This window comes from Streptomyces siamensis (assembly GCF_039543605.1).
In the GTDB taxonomy this organism is placed as follows: Bacteria; Actinomycetota; Actinomycetes; order Streptomycetales; family Streptomycetaceae; genus Streptomyces; species Streptomyces siamensis.
In genome coordinates this window covers 197735-221151 of record NZ_BAABKB010000003.1, presented here as the reverse complement: position 1 = coordinate 221151, position 23417 = coordinate 197735, and the positions used below count along the sequence as shown (strand labels likewise).

Sequence of the window (23417 nt, the reverse complement as noted above, 5' to 3'; positions counted from 1 at the left end):
GTTCCCTCACTCGGGGTGTTCGGTCGAGGCGGCGGAGGACGGAGTCGAGGAGGACGCGGCGGACGATTCCGGGGACGGGGGGACCGCGGCCTCCACCGCGTTCACCTCGTCGACGTGCCACGGCTGCCCCTTCCCCGCCCGCGTGAGCTTGAGGAAGACGTTCGCGCGCGGCCCGGTGCCCGTCCAGCCGTCGCGGCCGTGCGCCGTGCCGTCGACGTAGAGGGCTCGGTAGGCGAGGACGGCCGTGTCCCTGGGGCCGTCGCCGTCGTCGTCGGGGGTCACCTTCACCGTGGTCCAGGCCTTGTGCCCGGCCCAGGTGTTCCAGGCGTCGCCCGCGCCGCTGGCCGGCCGGTAGGACCGCTCGGCAGCGGCCTTCTTGGCCGTGAACCAGCGCGCCGAGCGCAGCACGGCGTCGTGCGGGCCGGAGTCGTACTTCGTGTCATAGCCGTACGCCACCTCCGCCCACGCCTCCGATACGTCCGTCGCGTCCGTCCCGTCGACGCCCGACGGGCTCGGCACCCGCGCGTCCGCGCCCAGCGGCTTGCCGGACGGGAGGGGTGCCTTCGGCGCCACCGAGGGCACCGCGGAGGGCGACGCACCCGGCGCACCCACCACATCACGATGGTCCTGCAGGCCACAGCCCGTCAACGCCACCAGGCCCGTCACGGACACGACCGCGACGGCGATCGTCCTCGTACGCGTGCTCATCGTCGCCTCCCTCCTTCTCACTTCAGCCCCAGCCAGGGTGCCGGGTCCACGTACTTGTTGTTCTGCTGGACCTCGAAGTGCGCGTGCGGTCCGGTCGAGTAGCCGGTGGAGCCCACCGCGCCGACCTTCTGACCGACCTTCACCTTCTGACCGACACGGACGCTGAGGGCGGACATGTGGTTGTAGGTGGTCGATATCTGGTCGCCGTCGATGGTTCCGTGGGAGATCACGACACGGTTTCCGTACCCGTTGGACCATCCGGCGAAGGTGACCGTCCCGTCCCGGGCCGCCATGAACCGCGTACCGGCCGCGGCGCCGAAGTCGATGCCCGTGTGCAGCTTTCTGACGTGCAGGATCGGGTGCATGCGCATGCCGTACGGCGAGGTGATGGGCGGCTTGCCGGGAAGCGGCATCGCCATCTGCTGCCCGTCGGGAATCTTGCCCGGCGCGTCGTCCACCGACTCGTACTTGGCGATGAGCGACTTGATCGTGGCGACGTAGTTCTGGGTCTCGGTGTACGGGGGCATGCCGCCGTACTGGTGCACCGCGCCCGGTCCCGCGTTGTACGCGGCGAGCGCGAGGTCCAGGGTCTCGCCGCGCGCCTCACCACGGTTCTTGTAGCCCTCGACCTGCTTGGCGAGCGCGCAGTCGTAGCGGCCCTGGGCCATGATCGCGTCGCCCGGATCGTACGGGGACACCCGGCCGTTGCCGTCGTCGTCCCGTCCCCAGGTCTGCCAGGTCCCGGGCATGAACTGCGACAACCCCTCGGCGCCCACGGGCGACTGGGCATTCGGGTTCCAGCCCGACTCCGCCTCGATCTGCGCGGCGATGACGGCGGGCTTGATGACGTCGCACAACGCGCCCGCCTTGAGGACCCACGGCACGTACTGCTGCGGAACGGCGCCGTCCTTCAACCCGCCACCCCCGCCCGCCCCTCCGCCGTCCTCACTCGATGCCCCGCTCACTCCGACCATCATGACCACCGGCATGATCACCGCGGCTATGCAACCGCCGACCACCCAGGTCATGGTGCTTCCGCCCCCGTTGGACATGGGCTCCCCTCAGCCTCAAGATCCGGTCGTGTACATGCTGTTGAGTCTCTCGGCTCCCACCCGTTGCCTGCGTCACCGCGACGTCACAGGCTCGTCCCAGGAACTCACACCCCGTTACCTAACCTGTCGGGGCGACGTGAAGATCGGTGGGGCCGACGACGGAGGAGAGTGGCGATGAAGGGGGTCGCGATGCAGGGGAACGAACGGCACGGGCCGGACGGGCCCGAGATCTGGATCCGCGGTCCGGTCGGCGAACCGGATCCGCGGCAGCGCGAGGAGGGGCCCGCGCCCGCTCAAGCCGTCGTCAGTCCACGGCAGTTCGCCTGGGTCGCCACGCACGGCGGGGCCGGCGCCTCGACGCTCGCCACCGTCTTCGGCGGTCACGACGCGGGCCGCAGCTGGCCGCGGTCGGACCAGGGCGAGCCGGGCTCGGTGCTGCTGGTCGGCCGGACGCACGCCGCCGGTCTGGAGGCCGTCTCGCACACGCTCGACATCTTCCGGCGAGGCGACGCGCCGCCGGGGCTCGACCTCGACGCCATCGTCCTGGTCGCGGACGCACCCGGCCGGCTGCCCCGTCAACTCGCCCAGCGCATCAAGGTGATCAGCTCCGTCATCGACGTCTACCGGGTGCCGTGGGTGCCCGACTGGCGCACCGGCGACCTCACCGGACCGCTGCCGCGCGAGATCACATCACTGGCCAGACTGACCGGGAGGACCATCCCATGAGCACCCTGCACGCCCTGACCGGCACGCTGGCCGCTGGCCCGCCCACCGGTGTCACCAGAGAGCTCGACTTCGTCCTCAACCTCATCGCCTGGCTGGTCACCGCGGCCGGTGTGGCGGGGCTGCTGATCGTGGGCAGCCGTATGGCGCTGGCCGTGAAGACCGGTGACGGGGACGAGCACATGAGCCAGTTCCTGATGGTGATGGGCGCCTGTGTCATCGGCGCCACGGCCGGCCCGATCGTCGGCTTCGTCATCTGAGCCGCCGCCCTCGTCGACGCGCTCCTCCGTCGCGACGGGGCAGTTCCCCCTCGCTCGTTTCCGCCTGAGGCACCCTCACTTCGCCGTGAGGGTGCCTCAGTTCGTCGTACCCGGCCGTCGTCCCACCTGCTACTTGATGACGAACTCTTCCCGTGTGTCACGGACACGTCACCGACAGGTGCTGGATCACTACATCGCTTGGCCGGACCCCACAGCAGTCGCCAAGCTCACTGTGCAACCGGGAACCCGGGCGCCACACCGCCCTCGTCCCTCCTGCGCGACCGCTCAAGCACCGCTCAAGCACCGCTCACAGCAAGCACGTCGTCGGCGAGGCAGCCGACCACATCGGGGAGAAGCCATGTTCAAGGCGATTGCAGCCAAGGCACACGAGTACATCTACCTGGCGGACGGAAAGGTCCCCGACCCCAACCGCAACGCGCCGGGCGCACTGACCGGCAAGGTCGACACCGTCCTCGGCATCCTCGCCTGGGCCGGCACCGCGGCGGGCGTCGCGGGTGTGCTCATCACCGGCGCGATGATGGCGATCTCCATGCGCCGCGGCGAGGGCTCGGAGCACATGGGCCGCCTCGGCATGGTCCTCGGCGGCTGTGTCCTCGTCGCCACCGCGGGTCCTGTCGTCACCTTCGTCTTCGCCTGACCGCCGGGCGACCGGACGAACCGATTCGACGACCCGATCCGAAGGGAGCGCAAACCATGCTGAACTCCGGCCGGTCCCAAGGGGGCAGCGGGGAGTGGGAGCAGCCGTTCTGGCAGCAGCGAGGCTGGATCCTGTCGGCCGGGTTCCTGCTGGTGCTGCTCGTCCTCGCCGTCTTCACGATGCTGGACGGCGGCGGCGGACGGTCGCCGCAGGCGTCGGGCGACCCGGACCCGAATCCGACCTCGTCCTCCGGCTCGCACTCGGGCGGGGGCAAGGAGGGTGCGGACGCCCGGCCCGCCGGCTGCCGTACCGACGACAGCGACCAGGCGAAGCCGACGAGCGTGCCGAAGGACTTCACCTGGAAGGCCGACGGCACCGGCCTCGTGCCGGTCTCGAAGACGGTGGGCCCGCTCAAGTACGACGGACCGGTCTGGTCCTGCTTCGCGCACACGCCGATGGGCGCCGTGCTGGCCGCCCACGCCATCACCGACCACCTCAGCTACCAGGGCTGGCGCGAGGTCGTGGACCGTCAGGTCGTCGCCGGCCCCGGCCGCGACGCGCTGATCCGCAGCCGCACCGCCGAGGGCGACAAGCCCAGCTCGGGTTCGCAGGACGCGGGCGGCTACGCCGGCTTCACGGTCCTGTCCTACGACAAGCAGAAGACGACGGTGATGGTCGTGGTCCGCGTCCCCGGCAAGGACGCCTACGGCACCGCGTCGGTGACCATGCGCTGGGACGACGGCGACTGGAAGCTCGCGCCGGACGCCGACGGCACGGTCTATTCCGGTATGTCGCAGGTCAGCGGCACCAAGGGCTTCGTCACGTGGGGGGCGTGAGATGAGTTGCAGCTGGAAGATCGTCGACTGTGTGATCGACGAGGTCGGTTCGGAGTTCACCGAGGGTGCCGTCACCGTCTTCGCCAAGGCCATCGGTGACGCCGCGGCCGAGGTGCTCAAGGCGCTCAACGGCGTCTGGATGCACGTCGACGTGGACGACCCCTCCCAGCCCATCGGGCTGATCGACGCGGAGATCGACTGGATCGTCGCGTACGTGGCCGTGGCGTCGCTGCTGGTGGCCGCGATCAGAATGGCCCTGGAACGCAAGGGCCAGCCCATGAAGCAGGCCTTCATGGGCATGTGGAAGGTCATCCTGGTCGGCGCGGTCGCCGTGCCGGTGGTGCAGGCGCTGACCAAGGCGTCGGACCTGTACGCCCAGCACGTGTACGCCAAGTCCGACCTCGGCGACCGCGCGTCGACGATGCTCGGCGTCATCACGCTCAACCAGCCGGGTCTGGTGCTCATCTTCGGTCTGCTGGTGATGCTGTCGAGCTTCGTGCAGATCTGTCTGATGTACATCCGCATCGGTGTCCTGATCATGCTCGTCGGGACACTGCCGCTGGCCGCCGCCTCCTCGATGACCGGGTGGGGCGAGGGCTGGTGGAAGAAGCACGTCGGCTGGCTCGGGGCCTGGCTGCTCTACAAGCCGGCCGCGGCGCTGATCATCTATTCGGCCACGTCGATGACGCAGGACACCAAGAACCTCGACCAGACCATCGCCGGCATGGGCATGTTGATCATGGCGGTCTTCGCCCTGCCGGCCCTGCTCAAGCTGATCGTCCCCGCGACGGCCGCCCTCGGCGGCACCTCCGGCGGCACGGTCGCGCTCAACGCGGCCAACAACGTGGCCACCGGGGCCGTCAGCATCGCCGCGGGCGGTGCCGGAGGCGGCGGTGGCGGCGGTGGAGGCGGTGGAGGCGGCGGCGGTGCGGCCGGTCCCAAGGGCTCGCCGTCCGCGGGTGCCGGCTCCTCCGCCGGCGGGGCAGGTGGCGCGGGAGGCGCCGCCGCAGGAGGCGGTGCCGCCGCGGCCGGAGCCGCCACGGGTGGCGCGGCCCTCGCGGTGCAGGCCGCCGCGGTCGCCGTGCAGACCGGTGTCGCAGCCGCCACGGAAGTCGCCAACTCCCTTGACGACAACGACGGCATGAAGGGCCACAACCAGTAGGCAGCAGGCCGCCAGGCCCCGGGAGCGGGGCGGGCCGCCCGACGAGGCGGCGCCCCGCTCCCCCGTCCCCGTACACCCGAAGCACTTTGAGTCGAGCCGGAAGAAGGAACCCCATGTCCACCGACGCCATGACGCGTCCCACGTACGGGAACTGGCGCAGGCCCCGCCGTCCCGGACTCGGTCCGCTGGGTCTGCTCGGCACCGTCGTCGCCTTCGGCGGACTGCTGGTGGCACTGCTGGCGTCACTGGTGTCGCTGCTGGCCGCGGTGGTCGTGCTGGTGCCGGTCGCGCTGTTCCTCGCCCCGCTGGCGCTGCGCACCGTCGACGGCCGCAACGTCTACCAGGTCCTCGCGATCCGCATCGGCTGGATGAAGCGCAAGGCGAACGGCTCGCACACCTACGTCTCCGGGCCACTGTCCAAGCGCCCCGGCGGGCGCTACCAGCCGCCCGGCCTGCTCGCCCGCACCAAGATGTACGAGGGCCGCGACGCCTACAACCGCTCCTTCGGCGTGCTGCACCACCCGGGCCGCGGTCTGTACACCGTGGTGCTGGCCTGTGAACCGGACGGCGGTTCACTGGTCGACCCCGAGCAGGTCGACATCTGGGTGGCCTCCTGGGGCGACTGGCTGTCGCGGCTGTCGCACGAGCCGGGTCTGCGCGGCGCGCAGGTCGTCGTGGAGACGGCCCCGGACACCGGGACGCGGCTGGCGGCCGAGGTGCTGCCGCGCATCTCGCCGAACGCTCCGGCGGCGGCCCGCGCCGTGATGGAGGAGGTCGTCGAGCGCTATCCGTCGGCGTCCTCCGAGATGCACACGTACATCGCGCTCACCTACGGCCCCACCGGCGGACCCAAGCGTGAGGTCGAGGACATCATCACCGATCTGTCGATGCGGCTGCCGGGTCTGCTGTCCGGGCTGGTCGCGGCCGGCGGCGGCAGCGCGTACCCGCTGGCGGCGGAGCGGCTCGCCGAGATCGTACGGGTGGCGTTCGACCCGGCCGTCGCCCCCGACGTGCTCAGTGCCCGCGCCGAACACTCCACCACCGGGCTGGAGTGGAGCGACGCGGGCCCGGCGGCGGCCGTCGAGACCGTCACCGCGTACAAGCACGACTCGGGTGTCTCGCGCACCTGGATGCTGACGCTCGCACCGCGCGGCACGGTCAGGTCGAGCGTGCTGCGCGGCCTCCTCGAACCCGCGCCGGGCACCCGGCGCAAGCGGGTCTCCCTCATCTACCGGCCCATCGACCCGGCGACCTCCGCCCGCATCGTGGAGTCCGACCGGCGCTCCGCCCACTTCATGGCGGGATCGCGGCGCGGTCTCGTGCAGGCGCGGGCCAGCTCCGAGATGCAGGCCGCCGAGCAGACCGCCGCCGAGGAGGCGGCGGGCGCGGGGCTCGTCGAGTTCTCGCTGATGGTGACCGTCACCGTCGACGACGAGGAGCAGTTGCAGGACGCGGCCATCACCGTCCGCAACCTGCAGGCCTCGTCCCGCATCCTGATGCGCCCCGCGGACCGTATGCAGGCCTCCGCGTTCACCTGCACGCTGCCGGTCGGCCTGCTGCCGTGGGAGCACACCCTCGTTCCGTACCAGATCCGGGAGGCGCTGTGAGCAAGCAGTCGACGCCGAGGCCGCAGGTGGCACCGCCGCGCGGCTGGTACGGCCCCGCCGGGGGCCAGGTCGGGCACGTCGATCCGCCCGCGCTGTGGCGGGCGACCACCGTGCAGGCGTGCGGGCTGTGGCCGTTCGCGGCGGGCTCCGGCGCGCCCATGACGGGCGTCCCGCTGGGCCAGCACCTGCACACCGGGGCGACGGTGTGCGGCGACCCCATCTCCTGGTTCACCCGGGCCCGTTACATCTCCAACCCGTCCCTGTTCATGCTCGGCATGCCGGGTCTGGGCAAGTCGACACTGGTCAACCGGATGCTCATCGGGATGTCGGCGACGGGCATCACCCCGCTGGTGCTCGGCGACCTGAAGCCCGACTACGCCGACACGGTCAGGGCGCTGGGCGGCCAGGTCATCTCGATCGGCCGCGGCGTCGGCGGCATCAACGTCCTCGACCCGGGCGCGATGGGCGAGGCGGCGGTGCGCATCGGCGGCGAGCGCGGCCGGGTGCTGGCCGCCGAGGCCCACGGCCGGGTGCTGAACATGGTCGCGGCGCTCATCACGATCGTCCGCGGCCGTCCGATGGACGACCACGAGCAGTCGGTGCTCTCCGCCTGTCTGCACCACCTGGCCGAGCGGACGAAGCCGGGGCGGGCCCCGCTGCTGCCCGATCTGCTGAAGGTGCTCGACGAGGGCCCCGACCGGGTCCGCGCGGTGACGCTGGACCGGGGCAACGTGGCCCGGTACCAGGAGGCCGTGGACCCGCTGCACCGCTCGCTGCTGGGCGTGCTGGACGGCCCCCTCGGCGACACCTTCGCGGCCGAGACGTCGACCCGGATCAACCCGGCGTCCCCCGCCGTGTGCGTGGACATCTCCCGCATCGGTGAGGCGGACACCCAGCTGACCGCGGCCGCGATGCTCGCCGCCTGGTCGGACGGGCTCGGCACGGTGGCCGCCGCGCACGCGCTCGCGGACGCCGGACTGGCCCCGCAGCGCTGGTTCTTCACCGTCCTGGACGAGCTGTGGCGCCCGCTGCGGGCCGCCTCCGGCATCGTCGAGCGGATCGACGCGCTGACCCGGCTCAACCGGTCGCTCGGCCTCGGCGACGCGAAGATCACGCACACGCTGAAGGACGCCGAGGCGCTGGGCAGCGAGGCGGACCGCGCCAAGGCGCGGGGCTTCGTGGAACGGGCCGGCATGGTCGTCTGCGCGGGCCTTCCCCGTACCGAGATGAAGGAACTCGGCGAGATCGTGGGGATGTCCGAGCGGGAGATCGAACTGGTGTCGTCGTGGTCGTCCCCGCCGGGCTGGGCGAGCACGGGCGGGAACGAGGAGCCGCCCGGCCGGGGCCGGTTCCTGATCAAGGTCGGCGGTCGTCCCGGCATCCCGATCAAGGTGTCCATCACGGACACCGAGCGGGCCCTGCACAACACCAACACGCGCTGGTCACAGGCAGGTCCGAGCCTGTCCAAGGGCGCGTAGGGCGAGCCGCGGGGGCGGCAGGACACCGAAAAACGGGGAGCAGCAGTGAGCAGCACACGCAAGAGTCAGCACAGCGGGGAGGACTTCCTCCCCTGGATCGTGCCGGGCGCGGCCTTCCTCGTCGGCACGCTCTTCTTCGGGGCCTGGCTGGGCGGCACGGCCGGAGCCGCGGTGAGCGGCGCCGGTTGGCACCCGCCGCCCTTCGGCCTGGCCACGATGTCCACGCTGGTCAAGGACGGCCCGGCCGCGGTGTGGCCGACGGCGTCGGCCGGCGCGGTCGCCGCGGGCATGGCGACGGTCTTCGGCGCGGTCGTCGCCGTCGTGGTCGTCCTCGTCCTGCTGGTGCGGGGCCGGACGGCCGGGCCCAGCGGGCTCGCGGGCCGCAAGGAACTGGCCGGCCTGCTGCCCAAGGGCGCCGAGCGCCGGGCCCGTGAGCTCCGCCCGGCGCTGGCGAAGCAGGGGAGGATCACCGCGGACGACACGGGGAACCTCCTCGGCAACCTGGAGCCCAGTGGCCCCGAACTCCGATCCAGCTACGAGGACGTGGAGCTGGACCTGATGGCCCCGCGTGCGGGCAAGTCCACGGGCATCGCGGTACCACGCGTGCTGCGGGCCCGCGGCAGCGTGCTGCTGACGTCGAACAAGGCGGACGTCTACAGCGTGACGCGCGCCGAGCGCGAACGCGTCGGCCGGGTGTGGACGTTCGACCCGCAGGGCATCGCGCACTCGCCGCGCACCCTGTGGTGGGACATGCTCGCCGACGCGTCGACGATCGAGGGCGCCCGCCGCCTGGCCGGGCACTTCGTGGGCGCGGTCAACGACGACGCGACCCGCCGCGACTTCTGGATCTCGGCGGCCCAGAACACCCTCACCGCCCTCTTCCACGCTGCCCAGCGCGGCGGCCGGCAGATCGGCGAGGTGCTGGCCTGGCTGGCGGACCCGGCCGACCGCACGCCCGTCGACCTGCTGCGCGACGCCGGCATGACGGCCCTCGCGGACCAGCTCCAGGGCACCATGCAGGGCGCCGTGGAGACCCGGGACGGCATCTACGAGACGGCACGGCAGTGCGTGGCGTGCCTGCTCGACCCGGCGATCGCCGCATGGGTGAGTCCGGACCCGGACCTGCCGCAGTTCCTGCCGGACCGGCACGTGCTGTCGAACGACACGCTCTACCTGCTGTCCAAGGACGGCGGCGGTTCGGCGGCCGGCGTCATCGCCGCGGCGGCGGACTCGGTGCTGCGCGCGGGGGTCGTGGCGGCGGAACGCATGGGAGGGCGGCTGGAGCCGCCGATGACGGCGGTGCTCGACGAGGCCGCCAACGTCTGCCGGATCTCCGATCTGCCCGACCTGTACTCGCACTTCGGCTCGCGCGGCATCAACATCGTGACCCTGCTGCAGAGTTACCGGCAGGGCGCGCGGGTGTGGGGCGAGGCCGGCATGGACGCGCTCTGGTCGGCCGCCACCATCAAGCTCCTCGGCGCCGGTCTGGACGACGCCGACTTCGTGGAGAAGGTCTCCCGGCTCGTCGGCGAGCACGACGTCTCGACGGTCAGCTGGTCCAAGGGCAAGGAAGGACGGTCCCGTTCGACGTCGTACCGGCTGGAGCGCATCCTGCCCGCCGACCGCATCCGAGCCCTGCCCAAGGGCACCGCGCTGCTCCTGGCCACCGGCGTCAAGCCGGCCCTGGTCAGGCTGCGGCCCTGGTACGCCGAACCCGGTGCCGACCGCATCGCGACCGCGGCGCAGGCCGAGGTCAAAGCCATCACCGCCCGCGCCGCCGAAGGGATCACGAGCCGATGACAACCGCCGAAGCACAGTCCGCCCCGCCGTTCATCCTGTACCTCGACGGCCAGGAGTACGCCGACGAGATGACCGGGCTCTCCGTCTGGGTCTCGGACCTGCTGCTGCCCGTGTACGGCCGCGAGGTCACCTCGCAGCAGCCCTGGTGCCCGCGCTGGTGGGAGCACCTGGAGGCGGTGGCCCGGCTGCACGGCCTGTGGCTGGCCTGGCAGGAGCACACCGACCCGGCCGCGGGCGCGTCCGGACCGGCGGTCTGGCACCGCGACCATCTCGGGCCCGTGCTCGCCGAACTCCGGTCTCCCTCAGGTCCGTTCGCGGGCTGCAAGGAGGGCGGCCACCGCGCGAAGACCGCACCGTTCGCCGAGCCGTACGACAAGCATCCGGGCCTGTGACCCGGCCCCGGCGGCCAGGTCGCGGGAGCGGCCGCGTCCCTACACTGAACCGGCGGCCGGAAGATCACCGCCGGGGTCCGTACCGCGCGGGGCCGAGGACCGCCCGGACGCGACGCGGACCGGACCGGACGGAATCCGTGGCACACACCTGCCGGCCGTCCGTCGATGCCGGGGCGCCCCGCCGCACGGACCCGACCGGCCGCCCGGCCACCGCCGGCCGGCGGGGACTGCCCTCACGGACGGGCCGTCCCCGCCGTTCGAACCTCGTCGAGGAGAAGCACACATGAACCACCCGCACACCCCGTACTTCGAGGACGTCGTCGACTGGCGGCACCACCGGGCTGGACGCGCGCACACCCTGGTGCGCGCCGTCCGCTCCGGCGACGGACGCCGGGCGGTGGCCGTCGTGTCGGAGCTGGCGAGCAACCCCGACGACCGCGGCATCACCGACGACTTCGGCTCGGTCGCCGACGCCGCGCTGCCGGTGCTGCGCCGGGCCTTCGGACCGCAGCTCGAACAGGTCGACTGGATCGCCCATTTCGGGTCCTTCTCCTACCACGACCCGACGGGCCCCGAGACCTTCACCCGGGTCACCGTGACCCCCGGGCCGGCGGGGCACCGCGACGACCTGTCCGGCGACGAGCCGCTGGCGGCCGGCCGGGTGGAGGAGCTGCTGGGCCGAGGGCTCGACCCCGTCGCCCAGGTGCTCGCGCGGATCGAGCGGGCGGGATGAGGCGCCGATGACCGAGCATGTGTCGGGCCGGGACGTCCTGCGTCAGGCCAAGGAGCTCTACCAGCCCTACCGTGACGCCGTGGAGCCCACGGGGCAACGGGTGGCGATCATCCGCTTCGAGCCGGCCGCCACCGATCCGCAGGACTGGCGGGTGCGCCTGGAGGCCTCCCGGGTCTCCGCCGAGCAGAAGGTGAAGAGCTTCGAGCACCTCGGCTTCAAGGCGGACCACATCGTGATGCCGCCGGGCACTTCGCGTGCGCAGTTCGCCGAGACCCTCGACCGCGCCAACCAGGATCCCGCGACCCGCGCGATCATCGTCCAGTTCCCGCCGCCCGCCCATCTGCGTCCGCTCGTCGAGCGGATGGACCCGGCCAAGGACATCGACGCTCTGCTCAAGGGCCGCTCCCAGTACGCGGCGTGCGCGACGGCGGAGGGCATCTGCCGTGTGGTGCAGCCCTTCGCGCAGGACGATCCGACGATCGCGGTGGTGGGCAGCAAGGGCTTCGTCGGACAGGGCGTGGTGCACACGCTGCGGGAGCAGGGCCACCGGCTGATGGAGCTCGACGCCGGGGACGACCTGCGGCGGGTACGCGACGCCGACATCGTCGTCTCGGTGACCGGCAACCCCGGGATCCTGGGACCGGACCATCTGCGGCCGCACCACCGGCTCGTCGTCGACTCCGGTTTCGTGCCGCAGCCGGACGGCAGTGTGCGCGGCGACGTCCAGCGGGCCGCGTACGGCATCCCGCAGCACCTCACGCCCGTGCCCGGCGGCATCGGGCCCGTCGAGATGGCCACCTTGATGGAGCGGGTGGTACGCCGGGAGGTCGACCCGGCCGCCCCGTCCTGGAAGGTCGAACCCCGCCCGTACCTCACCAAGGAGCAGATGACGCAGGGCGCGTCGGCGGCCCCCGCGGCCTCGGTGGCGGCCGCCGCCGGACGCGGGTCCACCGCCGGGCAGGGAAGTGCCGCCGGACAGGCCACCTCCGCGGCTCAAGGAGCTCCGGAGAGCCGGACGACATCAACGAAGCAGACGGGATCCGCGAGCCGGACAGGGCCGACGAACCAGGCGGGGTCCGCGCACCAGACAGGCCCGACGAACCAGTCGGGATCTGCGAACCGGACAGGCCCCGCGGACCAGACGGGATCTGCGAACCGGACAGGCCCCGCGGACCGGACGGGATCTGCCGCTCAGGGGCCGCCCGCGGTTCCGGGCAACCCCGTGGCCCAGGCCGCCAAGCTGCGCGGCGCCGGTGGGGCCGGGAGCGGGGGCGGTACGAACACGGCGGGCGGGCCCTCCGCCGGCGGCGGCCCGGCAACACCGGTCCGGCCGCAGCTCCCTCAGCAGCCGAAGCCACCGGCCCCGGGGCCCGGCCGCTGAACCACGCCGTGCGAGCCGCGGGGCACCGGCCGGGACGAGACCGTACGAGACGTGTCCCGGCCCCGCCCCGCGCACGCGCCGCACACCGTCCCGCACCAGCCACGCGCGCACCGCACGCGTCCCGCGCGTGCCCCGCACACATCCTGCCCGCCGTACCGAAGGAGCCTCGGCCGACGCCATGAGACCCGAAGCGGAAGTGGAACCGGCCCCGGCGCGGGCCCCGGAACCGGACGCCCTGCGGTGGCTGTCGGCCGAGGACACCGCCGCGGCCGTCCGCGCGCGCACCATCAGCGCGGTCGACGCGGTCGCCGCCGCGCTGACGCGGATCGCGCGGGTGGACCCCGGCCTCTCGGCGTTCGCGGAGGTCTGGGCCGAGGAGGCCCTCGGGCGCGCCGCCGAGGTGGACGCGCGGGTCGCCGCGGGCGAGTGGCTGCCGCTCGCGGGGGTTCCGGTCGGCGTCAAGGGCCGGCACGGACTGCGCGCGGCAGGCGCCCTGGTCGCGGCCGGCTGCGTGCCCGTCGGCGCCACCTCGGTGCCGGGCCCGGGCACGCCCTGGCAGACGTGGGGTCTCGGGGCGCACGGCCGGACCGTCAATCCGTGGCGGGCCGACCGGACGCCGGGCGGTTCCTCGGCCGGCTCCGCGGCGGCGGTGGCGGCCGGGCTGGTACCCCTGGCGACCGGCAGCGACGGCGCGGGCTCCGTGCGGATTCCCGCGGCGTGGTGCGGCGTCCTCGGCCTGAAGACCACGACCGGCCGTCTCCCGTCGGCCGACCGCACCGGGCTGACGGCAGCCGGAGTCCTCACACGCAGCGCCTCGGACGCCGCCGCGTACTGGCGGGTCGTGGCCGCAGGCCCGGACGGGAGGACCCCCGCCGGGCCGCCGTCCTCCTCCGCACAGCAGCGCCCGTCCCCGCAGCACCCCCCTTCCGTACCGCCCGGCGCCTCCGTACCGCCGGTCCCCGCCGTCTGGTCCGCCGACCTCGGGTTCGCCGACACCGATCCCGGCATCGCCGCCCGCGCGTTCGCGGAGGTGCGGCGGCTCGCCGCGGCCGGGATCGTCCGCCTGGTGGAGCGCGAGGTGGCCCTGACGGACCCCGGACCGGCCTGGCTGGCCCTGCGCACGCCGGGCGGCGACGTCTCCCGGGCGCGGACCGTGCGGACGGCCAACGACCGTCGACTCGCGGAGCTGTTCGGCGAGGTCCCGCTGCTGCTGACACCGGCCACACCGAACCCGCCGCACGGCCACGAAGGCCCCGGCGAGCGCTACTCGACCGCTCTCACCTGGGCGTTCAACCTGAGCGGACATCCCGCGGCGAGCGTTCCCGCAGGTATCGGCCCGGACGGCTGCCCGGCCGGACTCCAACTGGTCGCCGCGCACGACTGCGAACCACTGCTGCTGGACGTCGCGCGGCGGGCCGAGCGGCACCGGCCCGCCCTCGTACCCGTCTTCGACAGCGGACGGGACGAGGCGGCACCGCCCGCCGCCACCGCCTCGACCATGGACAGCACCCCGGCAGGCCCCGAGACCAGTAGCAGACGAGGAAGACCCCACCGATGAACGAGACTCCCGCACACGGCGCCCCCGACGGCGCGACCCCGGGGGCCGGTCCGGCCCCCTCCCTGCGCGCCTATCTCGGCCTCTACTCCGCCGGGTTCGTGGGGCGCGAGGACATGATCGCGACCGTCGCCGCCTGGCCCTTCGAGCCCGAGGAGGGGCTCGACGAAGGGCATCCCGAACCCACCCACCAGGACAACACCCTGTCCGTGGTCTCCGCCGCGCGGCTGCTCGGGCAGCTGACCCGCGAGGACGTGGCCGAGATCCAGCGCCGCATCGACCTCCGCGCCGACGGCGGGGCGGGCGGCGGGGCCGAACGGCGGCCATGACCCCGCACGACGGGCCGGAGGCGGGGCTCGCACCTGAATACCGCCCGCTGTACCGGGCGTTGCAGACCAGGATGTCGGCCGGCGGCGATCTGGCGCCGGGGGACGGCGACACGTACAGCCGGTTCCGGCACGGCGCGCTGTGGACGCCGGACCGCGAGCGCCTGCACGAGGCCGTCCTGGAGGACTTCAAGGCCCGCTGCGCCGGACTGCCGCGCGACGGCCACGCGGCGCTGCTCACCGCCGGGGCGCCCGGCGCGGGCAAGGGCGGCGCGCTGCGCGGCCTCGCCGAGTGGCAGGGACGCGACGACGAGCTGGGCCGGGCGCTGACCGGGGTGCACGGCATCGACATACGCGACTACGTGGTGCTGGACCCGGACGAGTTCAAGGTGGCGCTGTCCGAGCACGGCGGCACCCCTCGTCTGCCGGACCACGCACGCGAGTTGCCGGGCGGTCGCCTGCTCTCCCCGTCGGAGACGGCCTCGCTCACGCACCGCGAGTCGGCGTTCCTCCAGGGCGTCTTCGAGCAGTGGGCGCGCGCCGAGGGCCACAACCTGCTCTACGACGCGACGCTGCGCGACCAGCGGTGGAACGAGCAGCTCCTCGGCGACCTGCGCGCCGGCGGCTACGACAGGCGGGTCCTGCTGTCCGTGGAGGTGCCGGTCGAGCAGTGCCTCGCCCAGAACGCGAGCCGCTGGCAGCGCGGCCGCGCCGACTTCGACGCGGGCCGTGACCGGTACGGAGGCCGTATGGCCCCCGAGGACATGATCAAGGACCTCTACGCACAGAGCACCTCGGGGCGTGGCTTCTCCGTCGGCCGCGAGAACGCCGAGAAGCTGGTGGCGTCCGGGCTGGCGACCGGCTTGATCACGTCGGAACGGGGGGACTTCCCGGCCGTCCCGGGCGGGCCCGCCGCGCGGGCGGACCGCACGGCGCGGGCGGACCGCACGGCGCGGGCGGTACTCGGGGCGGGTGCCGCCCCCGCGTTCCGAGAGGGTGACGCCGTCCTGCGTGTCGCCGCCGCGGGCCGGCTGCGCTCGGGCTCCGGTACGGCCACGGGCGGGCCGCCGTCGGCGCCCGCGGGCCCGGCGGTCACGATCAGGACGACTGCGCCCCGGCCCCCGCGGACGCCATGAACGGCTATGCGCCCGCCGGCGGGCTGAACCGGTCGACGCCCGCGAGGATGCGCTGCTTGCGCGCCTGGTTGTCCAGCAGCCGGGCCCGGCTGAAGCGGGTCGCGTCCTTGCGGTACAGCTCGCGGCCGAGGTCGGAGGTGAAGCGCTCCGCGGGGACCTCGTCGGCGTCCTCCGGAAGGAACTTGAGGACCTCGTCGAGCGCCGCGAGCGCGTACGCGAAGCTCGCGCGGTGGTCGCGCTGTTCGGCGGGCGGCACGTTCAGCAGCCGCAGCCCCGAGTCCGTGCCGACCTGGTCCGAGACCCACAGGAACTCGCCGGGATCGATGATCCGGGACGGCTCCGCGCCACCGAACGCCGGTGGCGCGGGCGGCAGTTCTTCGGACATGACGAACGCGAACGAGCGGGTGCGGCCGCACTGCGGGCACATGCCCTCGTACACGGCGACCAACGCGCCGTCACGCTCTTCGAGACGGTGCTCGCGCTCGAAGTCCCTCGCTCCGCACGCGCAGGCGTGCAGGTCCATGTAGAGGTGCGCTTCTTGAGTCGAACGAGCGATCAGCATGCCAAAATCCTACGTGCCACGAGGCGGCCGAGGGGGAAGTGCCAGTGGAGCAGGAACCGTACGACAGCAGGGTGGGGAGCGCGCGGCCGAGGACGGATGGTGCGGCGCCGGGCAGAGGGCCCGATCCCGGGGAGATCACGGTCATCACGGCGACCGACGTGGCGGGCAGCCGTTTCACCGGCGGCATCGGCACGGCCCCGGAACCGGGCCGGCAGGCAGCCGTCGTCGCGCAGGCTCAGGCCGTGCTCCCGATGGTCGTACAGAGCGTGTACGCCAAGCAGTTGCGTTCCGTCGAGCTGCGCGGCGACGACACCGGTGACCCCCACTTCGTGCTCACCGACCACCGGGACAAGGAGTTCACGCTGCGCGTGGACGCGGTGCCGTTGCCGACGGGCACGGTCGCCCGCATGCATGTCAACACCACCTCGGACCACCACTTCGTGCAGCTCTCCGACCGGATGGACCCGCAGCAGGTGGGCCGGGCACTGAGCCACGAAATCGGCGAGATGCTCGCGGTGCGCGAGCGGGCGGCGCGGGCGGCGGCCGGCGACCCTTCGGTCGCCGGGGTGGCGCCGCCTCGGGATGTGCTGCTGACGCGCGGCCGGCTCACCGCCGCCGAGGAGGGCTTCCGGCTGACCGAGGAGGACCTCGGCCGGGTCGGCGAGCTGAACCACCTCGCCGCACGGATGACGGACGCCACGCTGGAGGCCTCCCAACGCGCCGAAGCACGCGAGGAGTTGTCTGCCCTCATCGATCACACCGGGCTCCGCCCGCAGGCCCCTTCCGGATCCGATCGGTTCGACCGTGAGCTGCAGGCCGCGGACCTGCGCCTGAACTCGATCGAACCCCATCTCACGCCCCAGGCCTGGCAGGCGGTGTCCCATCTCGCCGTGCCCGTCGAGCAGTTGTCCGGTCAGGACGCGGTGGACCTCCAGGCGTTCCGGGCCCGCGCCGCGTACACGCTGCCGCTCGGCAACGGGCCGCCGATGCCGGGCATGCGCCCCGACGGCACCCCCGTTCCCCGCGAGGAACTCGCCGCGGCGGCGGCCGAGGCGGCCGACCGGCGCACCCGGGCGAGCGCCGCCACCCTGGACCAGCTGCGCGCCGAGGCCGCGGCGAGCGGTGAGTGGCCCACCCGGCAGGTGATGATCGGCGGCGGCGCGAGCCTCGTCGGCCGTGATCCGGACGCCCTGCTCGTCGACGCGCGGGGCCGCTGGCACCTGGACCCGGGCCAGGGCATCGTGCAGTCCGCCGACCAGGTCCGTGACATGCGGGCGACCGGGCTGGGGGACGCCCACCAGTTCGTCGACCCGACCGGGCGGGTGCCCCGGGACGCCGTGCGCCTGTGGGAGGACGAGCTGGCCGTGCGCGGGCCGGTCGTCGACGGGATGGCGCGGCTGTTGCCCGCGCAGGACGGCCGTCTGTACGCGCACATCCGGCCCAACGACGGCTCACCGGACGTCTATGTGCAGGTCGAGGGCGTGCCGACGGTCGCCACCGGTCTGCCGCCCGAGATGGTGCCGGGCGTCGACCGTCGTGACGTGGTGAACCTGCCCGAGGCGATCGACGCCGTACGCGGGCGGCTGCCCGCCGACTCCCCGGCCCACGAACGTCTCGCCGGGGCGCCCGACGCACGGCAGACGCTCCAGGTCCTGCGCGAGGAAGGGGTGCTGGACGCCCTGCGGGCCGACGGCGGGGCCCGGTCCGCGCTCAGGACGCTGGACGCCACCGCGCAGTGGGAACAGGCCAGGGCGACGGCCCCCGGGCGGGTCTTCCTCGGCGACGAGATCGCGGAGAACCGTTTCGACGTGAGCGCCGCGGATGCGCCGAGGACGTGGCTGGTCGCGGGCGCGGGCGGCACGGGCGTGGCCGACGCGGAGATCATCCTGGAGGCCGACCCGCGGGCCCGCGTCACCATCTACGGGCCTAACCTGCCGCCCGCTCTGGAGAACCAGGTCCAGTTCACGGCCATGCGCGAGCGTTTCGTCGCCGAGTACGGCGGCGACGGCCGGCTCACCATCGACATCCACCCCGACAACCGGGTCGGCGCCGTGCAGATGCACACCGGGCCCGACGGGAAGCCGCGGTTCCGGGAGGGGCACGTGGAGGCGGAGGCGTACGTCGCCAGCCTCGGGCGCACCGCACCGGTCCCGGAGGCGCTCCGGGACCTGGGCGAGCAAACCCGCGCCGCGGGCGGGCAGGTGCGCGGCGACCTGATGTTCGACCACGACCGGCAGTACCTCGGGTACGGCATGACCTTCGAGTCCGGCGGGCAGCAGCGCCGCGTCGAGGTGACCGGCGCCGCCTCCCAGGCACTGCCCCGTGACGTCTTCCCGCGCGACACCCAGGCCGCACTGGGCACCATGGGCGCCCGGCAGGTCCCGTCCCAGAGCGGCAACGCGGCCCCGGGCTTCGCGCCGACGGCCCAGCAGTCCGTGCGCCTGGCGCAGGCACGGGAGCAGGGGACGGTGGAACGTCGTGCGGCGGTGCCGGAGAGCTGGCAGCGCCCGGCCTTGGCAGCGGGCACGACGCCGGGCTCCCGCCCTTCGGCCGGCCCTTCCTCGACCACGGCCTCGCCCGCAGGGCCCCCGTCCGTCACCCCTACCGACCCCGTCGCGGGCACCCCGTCCGGTACCCCCACCAACCCTGTCGCGGGCACCCCGTCCGCCACCCCCACCAACCCCGTCGCGGGCGCCGCACGGCGCCAGTCCGGCCGGGGTTCGGCCGCTCCGGGCGGTCCGGTGCCGGGCTCGGCGCCCGGGTCGGCGTCGCCTGGGCAGCCACCGCGCGTCCCGCGCCCTCCTCAGCCGGGCGGGGGAGGCGGCGCGCCGGGACGGTGACGCGTGGAATGTCGGCGCCCTTCGAGGCGGTGGCGCGCCGTTCGGAGCGGTGCCGCGCGGTTCATGGACCGCGGCCCCCCTGGACAAGTGCATGCGTGTGCATATATTGTCCACGCATGTAGTCGCTCCACCGCGCGTACCCCAGGGGGACCCATGACCCGCCGTTTCCTGTTCCTGCTCGGCAGCAGCCGTAGCGACGGCAACACCGAGCTGCTCGCGCGCAGGGCCGCCGAGCAGCTGCCCGGCGACGTCGAGCAGCGCTGGCTGAGCCTCGCCGAGCATCCGCTGCCCGACTTCACGGACCTGCGGCGCGACAGCGACCACCTGCTCCCGCCCGCCGGAAGCAATGTCGCACTGCTGCTCGACGCCACCCTCGCGGCCACCGACATCGTGATCGCCTCGCCGCTGTACTGGTACTCGGTGTCCGGCCTCACCAAGCGCTACCTGGACTACTGGTCGGGCTGGCTGCGCACCCCCGGCATCGACTTCAAGACAACGATGGCGGGACGCACCCTCTGGGGCGTCACCGCACTGGCCCACGAGGAGCAGGAGGTCGCCGACCCGCTGGTCGACACCCTCAACCACTCCGCCGCGTACATGAGGATGCGCTTCGGAGGGGTCCTGCTCGGCAACGGCAGCCGGCGCGGCGACGTGCTGGAGGACGCCGACGCACTGGCTCGCGCGAAGACGTTCTTCGCGCAGGAGCCGCCGCTCGCCCGCTTCCCCTACGAGTCGGCCACCGTCTGACCGCCGCCGCGCGCCCGGCCCCCGTACGCCCCTCTCCCGCACGCCGACGTCCCTCCGGACGGCGATGTCCTTACGGACGGCGGCGTCCGTCTAGACGGTGATGTCCTTCGCCGCGAACCGCGCCCACGCCGCCGACCCGAACACGGCGGCGTACAGGCCCTGAAGGCCGAGGTTGCGGACCAGGTCGTCCCAGTACACCGGTTCACGCATGAGGTCCGCGAAGGACAGCCAGTAGTGCGAGAAGAAGTACGGCTGGAGCGCGTGCAGCTGGGGGAACTGGTCGAGGATCTGGACGGTGATGAGGAGGCCGACCGTCGTCGCCATGGCCGCGATGCCGCTGTTCGTCAGTGTGGAGACGAACAGGCCGAGCGCCGCGACCCCGACCAGGGAGGCGGCGACGACCAGGGCGATGAGCAGCGCCCGGCCGAGGCCTTCCGCGAAGCTGATCCGGGTCCCGGAGATCGTCGTCAGGTCTCCCAGCGGGAACAGCAGCGCGCCCACCGTGAGCGCCGAGACCGCCACGACGAGTGTGGCGACCAGACAGAACGTCATCGTGGTCGCGTACTTGGTGAGCAGCAGCCGGGTGCGGCCCGCCGGGGCGACCAGGAGATAGCGCAGCGTCCCCGCGTTCGCCTCGCCCGCGATCGCGTCACCCGCGATGACGCCGATCGCCATCGGCAGGAAGAACGGGAGCGTCGCGGCCAGCGCGGTGAACACCAGGAACAGACCGTTGTTGGTGACCTGCGAGATGAACGCGGGGCCTTCACCGCCGCCGCCCGCCGCCGAGCCGTCACTCGTCTCGATCCTGATGGCCACCCCGACCAGGACCGGTACGGCCGCGAGCACGCCCAGCAGGGCGATCGTCCGCCACCGCCGGAAGGTGGTGACCAGCTCGCTGCGGAACAGCCCGAACGTCCACAACAGGCCGGGGGACCGCGCGGCCCCCGCCGGGTCCACCGCGGCCCCGCCCAGGTCCGGCCGCGTGTGCGGCCCCGGAGCCGCCTCAGCCCGCGACATCGAACCCCTCCCCCGTCAGTGCCACGAACGCGTCCTCCAGGGAGGCCCGTTCCACCCCGAAACCTCGGACCCGTACGCCCGCCGTCACCAACGCCGCGTTGAGCTCGGCGAGTTCACGGTCCGGGGGCTCGGCCGTCACCCCCGTCTCGGTCACCACGAGATCCGCCACGCCCTGTTCCTTCAGCACGCGCGCCGCGTCACCCGGGTCCGGGGTGGTCACCACCAGCCGGCCCCGCGCACCGGCGGCGAGGTCGGCCACCGCGCCCTGGACGACCAGCCGTCCCTGCGCCATCACGGCGGCATGCGTGCACACCTGCTCGATCTCGTCGAGCAGGTGCGAGGACAGGAAGACGGTCGTGCCGTCGGAGGCCAGCTCACGCACGAGGGCCCGGATCTCCCGCATGCCCTGCGGGTCCAGGCCGTTGGTCGGCTCGTCCAGGACGAGCAGGCGGCGGGGCTGGAGCAGCGCCGCGGCGAGCCCGAGCCGCTGCTTCATGCCCAGCGAGTACGCCTTGGCCTTCTTGGCCGCCGCGGTGAGGCCGACCCGGTCGAGGGCGTCCGCGACACGGCTGCGCCGGGTGCGCGGGTCGGCCGTCGGGTCGGCGGCGTCGTACCGCATCAGGTTGTCGCGCCCCGAGAGGAAGCCGTACAGCGCGGGGCCCTCGATGAGGGCCCCGACCTGTGGGAGCACGGCGCGCGTGGCACGGGGCATGGGCCGCCCCAGGACGCGCGCCGTGCCCGAGGTCGGCTCGATCAGGCCCATCAGCATGCGGATGGTGGTGGTCTTGCCTGAGCCGTTGGGCCCGAGGAAGCCGAAGACGCTGCCCGCCGGGACGGTCAGGTCCAGGCCGTCGACGGCGAGCTGTCCGCCGCGGTAGCGCTTGGTGAGGGCGCGGGTGGCGATCACCGCGTCCTCGGCGGGCACGGCGCCCGCGCCACCCGTGTCGTCCGTCCGGTCGGACTCGGCGGCGGACAGCTCCTCCATGGGCTCCCTCGGTTCGCTCGACTGCGGGGACTCAGTGGGCGGCGTCGGCCGCCTTCACCAGGGCGTCCTTGGTGACGGCACCGGCGTACACCTTGCCGTCGTCCGTGATCAGCGCGTTGACCAGGCGGGTCGAGAAGACCGTACCCGAGCCGAACTTGCCGGAGACCTGGTCGCCGAGGGAGTTCAGGAACCCGTCGACGTCGCTGTTGCCGGACGAGCCCGACGGCATGCCCTGGCCGCCCGTGTCGAACTCGGCGATCGAGTTCCAGCCCTTGCCGATGGTCTTCAGGCCGCCGAGCCCCTCACCGAGCCCCATGCCGAAGTCCTCGCCGGACTTCCGGGAGTGCTCCGGTGCCTTCGACTCGTCGGCCTCGGTGACCTTCGCGCCCTTCGGCGGGGTGAACTCGAACGTCGACGCGGCCGGCGCGGAGAAGTCGACCTTGGTGAAGCCCGCGTCGACCACTGCCGCGCCGCCGCTCGCCGGCGTCAGCGTGAACTTCAGCGGCAGGCCCGTCTTCGCGTCCACCCCGATGCTGATCGCACCGACCGTGGAGCCGGATTGCTTCGGCTTGATGACCAGCCGGTACGCGTCCCGGCCCGCGATCTGGGCGGTGCCGTCGACGGTCACGGAGGTCGTGTCGTCGACCGCCTTCAGCGCTTCCTCCGCGAAGTCCTTGGGCGTGGCCGGGACGTCCTCGGGCGCCTTGCCCTTCTTCTCCTCGGACCGGGGCGCGGTCGCGTGGTACGCCTCGTTCGACTTGCTGTCGTACGCCCATACGTCGTCGCCGTTGTGGATGACGCTGTACTCGGCCGCGCTGTCCAGAAGGGAGACCCTGCTCCTGTCCGGGCCGTCGGCGGCGACGCGCAGCGTGTGCGTGCCGGAGGCCAGTTCGAGGAGCTTGGACTGCGGGTCGGCGGAGGAGCCGCCGTCGCCCTCGGCGGCGCCGGAGGCGAAGCCGCTCGCCAGGCCGCCCAGGTCGGGCAGTCCGAGATCGGTGCTGACCTTGACCGTGCCCGACAGCTGCTGGACGTCGGACTTGGCGATCTTCTCGATGAGCTGCTGCGCGGTGACCTTCGGCAGGTCGGGGTCCCCGGAGTCGGCGAGTGCCGGGACCAGCCCGATGGTCGCCGCCGCCACCCCCACCACCGCGACCGGGACGACATACCTGGCGGCCTTGCGCCGCCCGGAGCGCACGTCCTCGGCCTCGTCGGCCTTCGTGCTGTCGTCGGATTCGTACGGTGCCATGTGTGCCTTACCTCCGTCGTCGGCGGCGGCCCTACCGTCGTGCCCTTCTCCACTCCTAAGCCGCCATTCTCACCCGAACCGGTGAGGAGTGGTGTTATCCATCTGACCAAATCGGCCGGAGGGAAGCGTCAGACCGCGGACTCAACTCCGCGTACTCCTGCGGTATGACGCGGGGAGGCGGTGTCTCCCCCGACCCGTAGGGGTCGGGGGAGA

At 73.2% G+C, this 23417-nt stretch carries 22 protein-coding genes; 16 read left to right on the top strand and 6 right to left on the bottom strand.

From position 1 onward, the window contains the following. Positions 1–6 precede the first annotated feature (6 nt). Both ABEB03_RS09960 and ABEB03_RS09955 read right to left on the bottom strand, forming a co-directional pair. Positions 7–708 (bottom strand): hypothetical protein, encoded by a 702-nt coding sequence (locus ABEB03_RS09960; RefSeq protein WP_345644753.1) that lies wholly within the window; start codon positions 706–708, stop codon positions 7–9. A 17-nt stretch (positions 709–725) separates the two neighbouring features. After that, positions 726–1760, bottom strand: a complete 1035-nt coding sequence (locus tag ABEB03_RS09955; protein ID WP_345644750.1) for a peptidoglycan DD-metalloendopeptidase family protein — start codon at positions 1758–1760, stop codon at positions 726–728. A gap of 174 nt (positions 1761–1934) precedes the next feature. On the opposite strand from ABEB03_RS09955, the gene ABEB03_RS09950 reads away from it, so the two are divergent. The 14 genes from ABEB03_RS09950 to ABEB03_RS09885 all read left to right on the top strand — a co-directional run bounded on the left by ABEB03_RS09950 (position 1935) and on the right by ABEB03_RS09885 (position 15807). After that, entirely contained in the window at positions 1935–2486 is a 552-nt protein-coding gene (locus ABEB03_RS09950; RefSeq protein ID WP_345644747.1) for a DUF6668 family protein, read from the top strand. Next, positions 2483–2743: a hypothetical protein gene (locus tag ABEB03_RS09945; RefSeq protein ID WP_345644744.1), complete on the top strand. Its 261-nt coding sequence runs from the start codon at positions 2483–2485 to the stop codon at positions 2741–2743. Before ABEB03_RS09950 ends, ABEB03_RS09945 begins: the two co-directional genes overlap by 4 nt. 358 nt (positions 2744–3101) lie before the next feature. Continuing rightward, entirely contained in the window at positions 3102–3401 is a 300-nt protein-coding gene (locus tag ABEB03_RS09940) for a hypothetical protein (protein WP_028805325.1), read from the top strand. Between the two features lie 56 nt (positions 3402–3457). Beyond that, positions 3458–4237 carry a hypothetical protein gene (locus ABEB03_RS09935; protein WP_095935971.1) on the top strand — a complete coding sequence of 260 codons (780 nt, stop codon included), beginning with the start codon at positions 3458–3460 and terminating at the stop codon, positions 4235–4237. A gap of 1 nt (position 4238) precedes the next feature. Next, positions 4239–5399 carry a hypothetical protein gene (locus tag ABEB03_RS09930; RefSeq protein ID WP_345644738.1) on the top strand — a complete coding sequence of 387 codons (1161 nt, stop codon included), beginning with the start codon at positions 4239–4241 and terminating at the stop codon, positions 5397–5399. Positions 5400–5512: 113 nt separating this feature from the next. After that, positions 5513–7006: an SCO6880 family protein gene (locus tag ABEB03_RS09925; protein WP_345644735.1), complete on the top strand. Its 1494-nt coding sequence runs from the start codon at positions 5513–5515 to the stop codon at positions 7004–7006. Further along, a complete protein-coding gene (locus ABEB03_RS09920) occupies positions 7003–8484 on the top strand; it encodes an ATP/GTP-binding protein (protein ID WP_345644732.1) in 1482 nt (493 codons plus the stop codon). The genes ABEB03_RS09925 and ABEB03_RS09920 overlap by 4 nt, the downstream gene beginning before the upstream one ends. A 45-nt stretch (positions 8485–8529) precedes the next feature. Further along, positions 8530–10284, top strand: a complete 1755-nt coding sequence (locus tag ABEB03_RS09915) for a type IV secretory system conjugative DNA transfer family protein (RefSeq protein WP_345644729.1) — start codon at positions 8530–8532, stop codon at positions 10282–10284. After that, positions 10281–10676 (top strand): DUF4913 domain-containing protein, encoded by a 396-nt coding sequence (locus ABEB03_RS09910; RefSeq protein ID WP_345644726.1) that lies wholly within the window; start codon positions 10281–10283, stop codon positions 10674–10676. Before ABEB03_RS09915 ends, ABEB03_RS09910 begins: the two co-directional genes overlap by 4 nt. Positions 10677–10959: 283 nt before the next feature. Continuing rightward, positions 10960–11409 (top strand): hypothetical protein, encoded by a 450-nt coding sequence (locus ABEB03_RS09905; protein WP_345644723.1) that lies wholly within the window; start codon positions 10960–10962, stop codon positions 11407–11409. 7 nt (positions 11410–11416) lie between these two features. Next, the gene (locus ABEB03_RS09900; protein ID WP_345644720.1) at positions 11417–12790 is read left to right on the top strand and encodes a tetrahydrofolate dehydrogenase/cyclohydrolase catalytic domain-containing protein; all 1374 of its coding nucleotides are present in this window, start codon (positions 11417–11419) and stop codon (positions 12788–12790) included. Positions 12791–12968: 178 nt separating this feature from the next. Then, positions 12969–14348: an amidase gene (locus ABEB03_RS09895; protein ID WP_345644717.1), complete on the top strand. Its 1380-nt coding sequence runs from the start codon at positions 12969–12971 to the stop codon at positions 14346–14348. Further along, positions 14345–14674 (top strand): hypothetical protein, encoded by a 330-nt coding sequence (locus ABEB03_RS09890; protein ID WP_345644714.1) that lies wholly within the window; start codon positions 14345–14347, stop codon positions 14672–14674. Before ABEB03_RS09895 ends, ABEB03_RS09890 begins: the two co-directional genes overlap by 4 nt. Beyond that, the gene (locus tag ABEB03_RS09885; RefSeq protein ID WP_345644711.1) at positions 14671–15807 is read left to right on the top strand and encodes a zeta toxin family protein; all 1137 of its coding nucleotides are present in this window, start codon (positions 14671–14673) and stop codon (positions 15805–15807) included. Before ABEB03_RS09890 ends, ABEB03_RS09885 begins: the two co-directional genes overlap by 4 nt. A 4-nt stretch (positions 15808–15811) precedes the next feature. On the opposite strand, the gene ABEB03_RS09880 is transcribed toward ABEB03_RS09885, so the two are convergent. Next, positions 15812–16369 (bottom strand): hypothetical protein, encoded by a 558-nt coding sequence (locus tag ABEB03_RS09880; RefSeq protein WP_345644708.1) that lies wholly within the window; start codon positions 16367–16369, stop codon positions 15812–15814. A 44-nt stretch (positions 16370–16413) separates the two neighbouring features. On the opposite strand from ABEB03_RS09880, the gene ABEB03_RS09875 reads away from it, so the two are divergent. Together ABEB03_RS09875 and ABEB03_RS09870 are read left to right on the top strand one after the other, a co-directional pair. Continuing rightward, the gene (locus ABEB03_RS09875) at positions 16414–19209 is read left to right on the top strand and encodes a hypothetical protein (protein ID WP_345644705.1); all 2796 of its coding nucleotides are present in this window, start codon (positions 16414–16416) and stop codon (positions 19207–19209) included. Between the two features lie 153 nt (positions 19210–19362). After that, complete coding sequence (locus ABEB03_RS09870; RefSeq protein ID WP_345644702.1) at positions 19363–19956, top strand: flavodoxin family protein; 594 nt, start codon at positions 19363–19365, stop codon at positions 19954–19956. A 90-nt stretch (positions 19957–20046) separates the two neighbouring features. On the opposite strand, the gene ABEB03_RS09865 is transcribed toward ABEB03_RS09870, so the two are convergent. Genes ABEB03_RS09865 through ABEB03_RS09855 form a run of 3 tightly spaced genes read right to left on the bottom strand, consistent with a single transcriptional unit; the run spans position 20047 to position 23204 of the window. Continuing rightward, positions 20047–20973, bottom strand: coding sequence for an ABC transporter permease (locus ABEB03_RS09865; RefSeq protein ID WP_345644699.1), 927 nt, complete (start codon positions 20971–20973; stop codon positions 20047–20049). Further along, positions 20960–21958 (bottom strand): ABC transporter ATP-binding protein, encoded by a 999-nt coding sequence (locus ABEB03_RS09860; protein ID WP_345644696.1) that lies wholly within the window; start codon positions 21956–21958, stop codon positions 20960–20962. The genes ABEB03_RS09865 and ABEB03_RS09860 overlap by 14 nt, the downstream gene beginning before the upstream one ends. 31 nt (positions 21959–21989) lie before the next feature. Further along, positions 21990–23204 carry a LolA family protein gene (locus tag ABEB03_RS09855; RefSeq protein WP_345644693.1) on the bottom strand — a complete coding sequence of 405 codons (1215 nt, stop codon included), beginning with the start codon at positions 23202–23204 and terminating at the stop codon, positions 21990–21992. Positions 23205–23417: the final 213 nt, after the last annotated feature.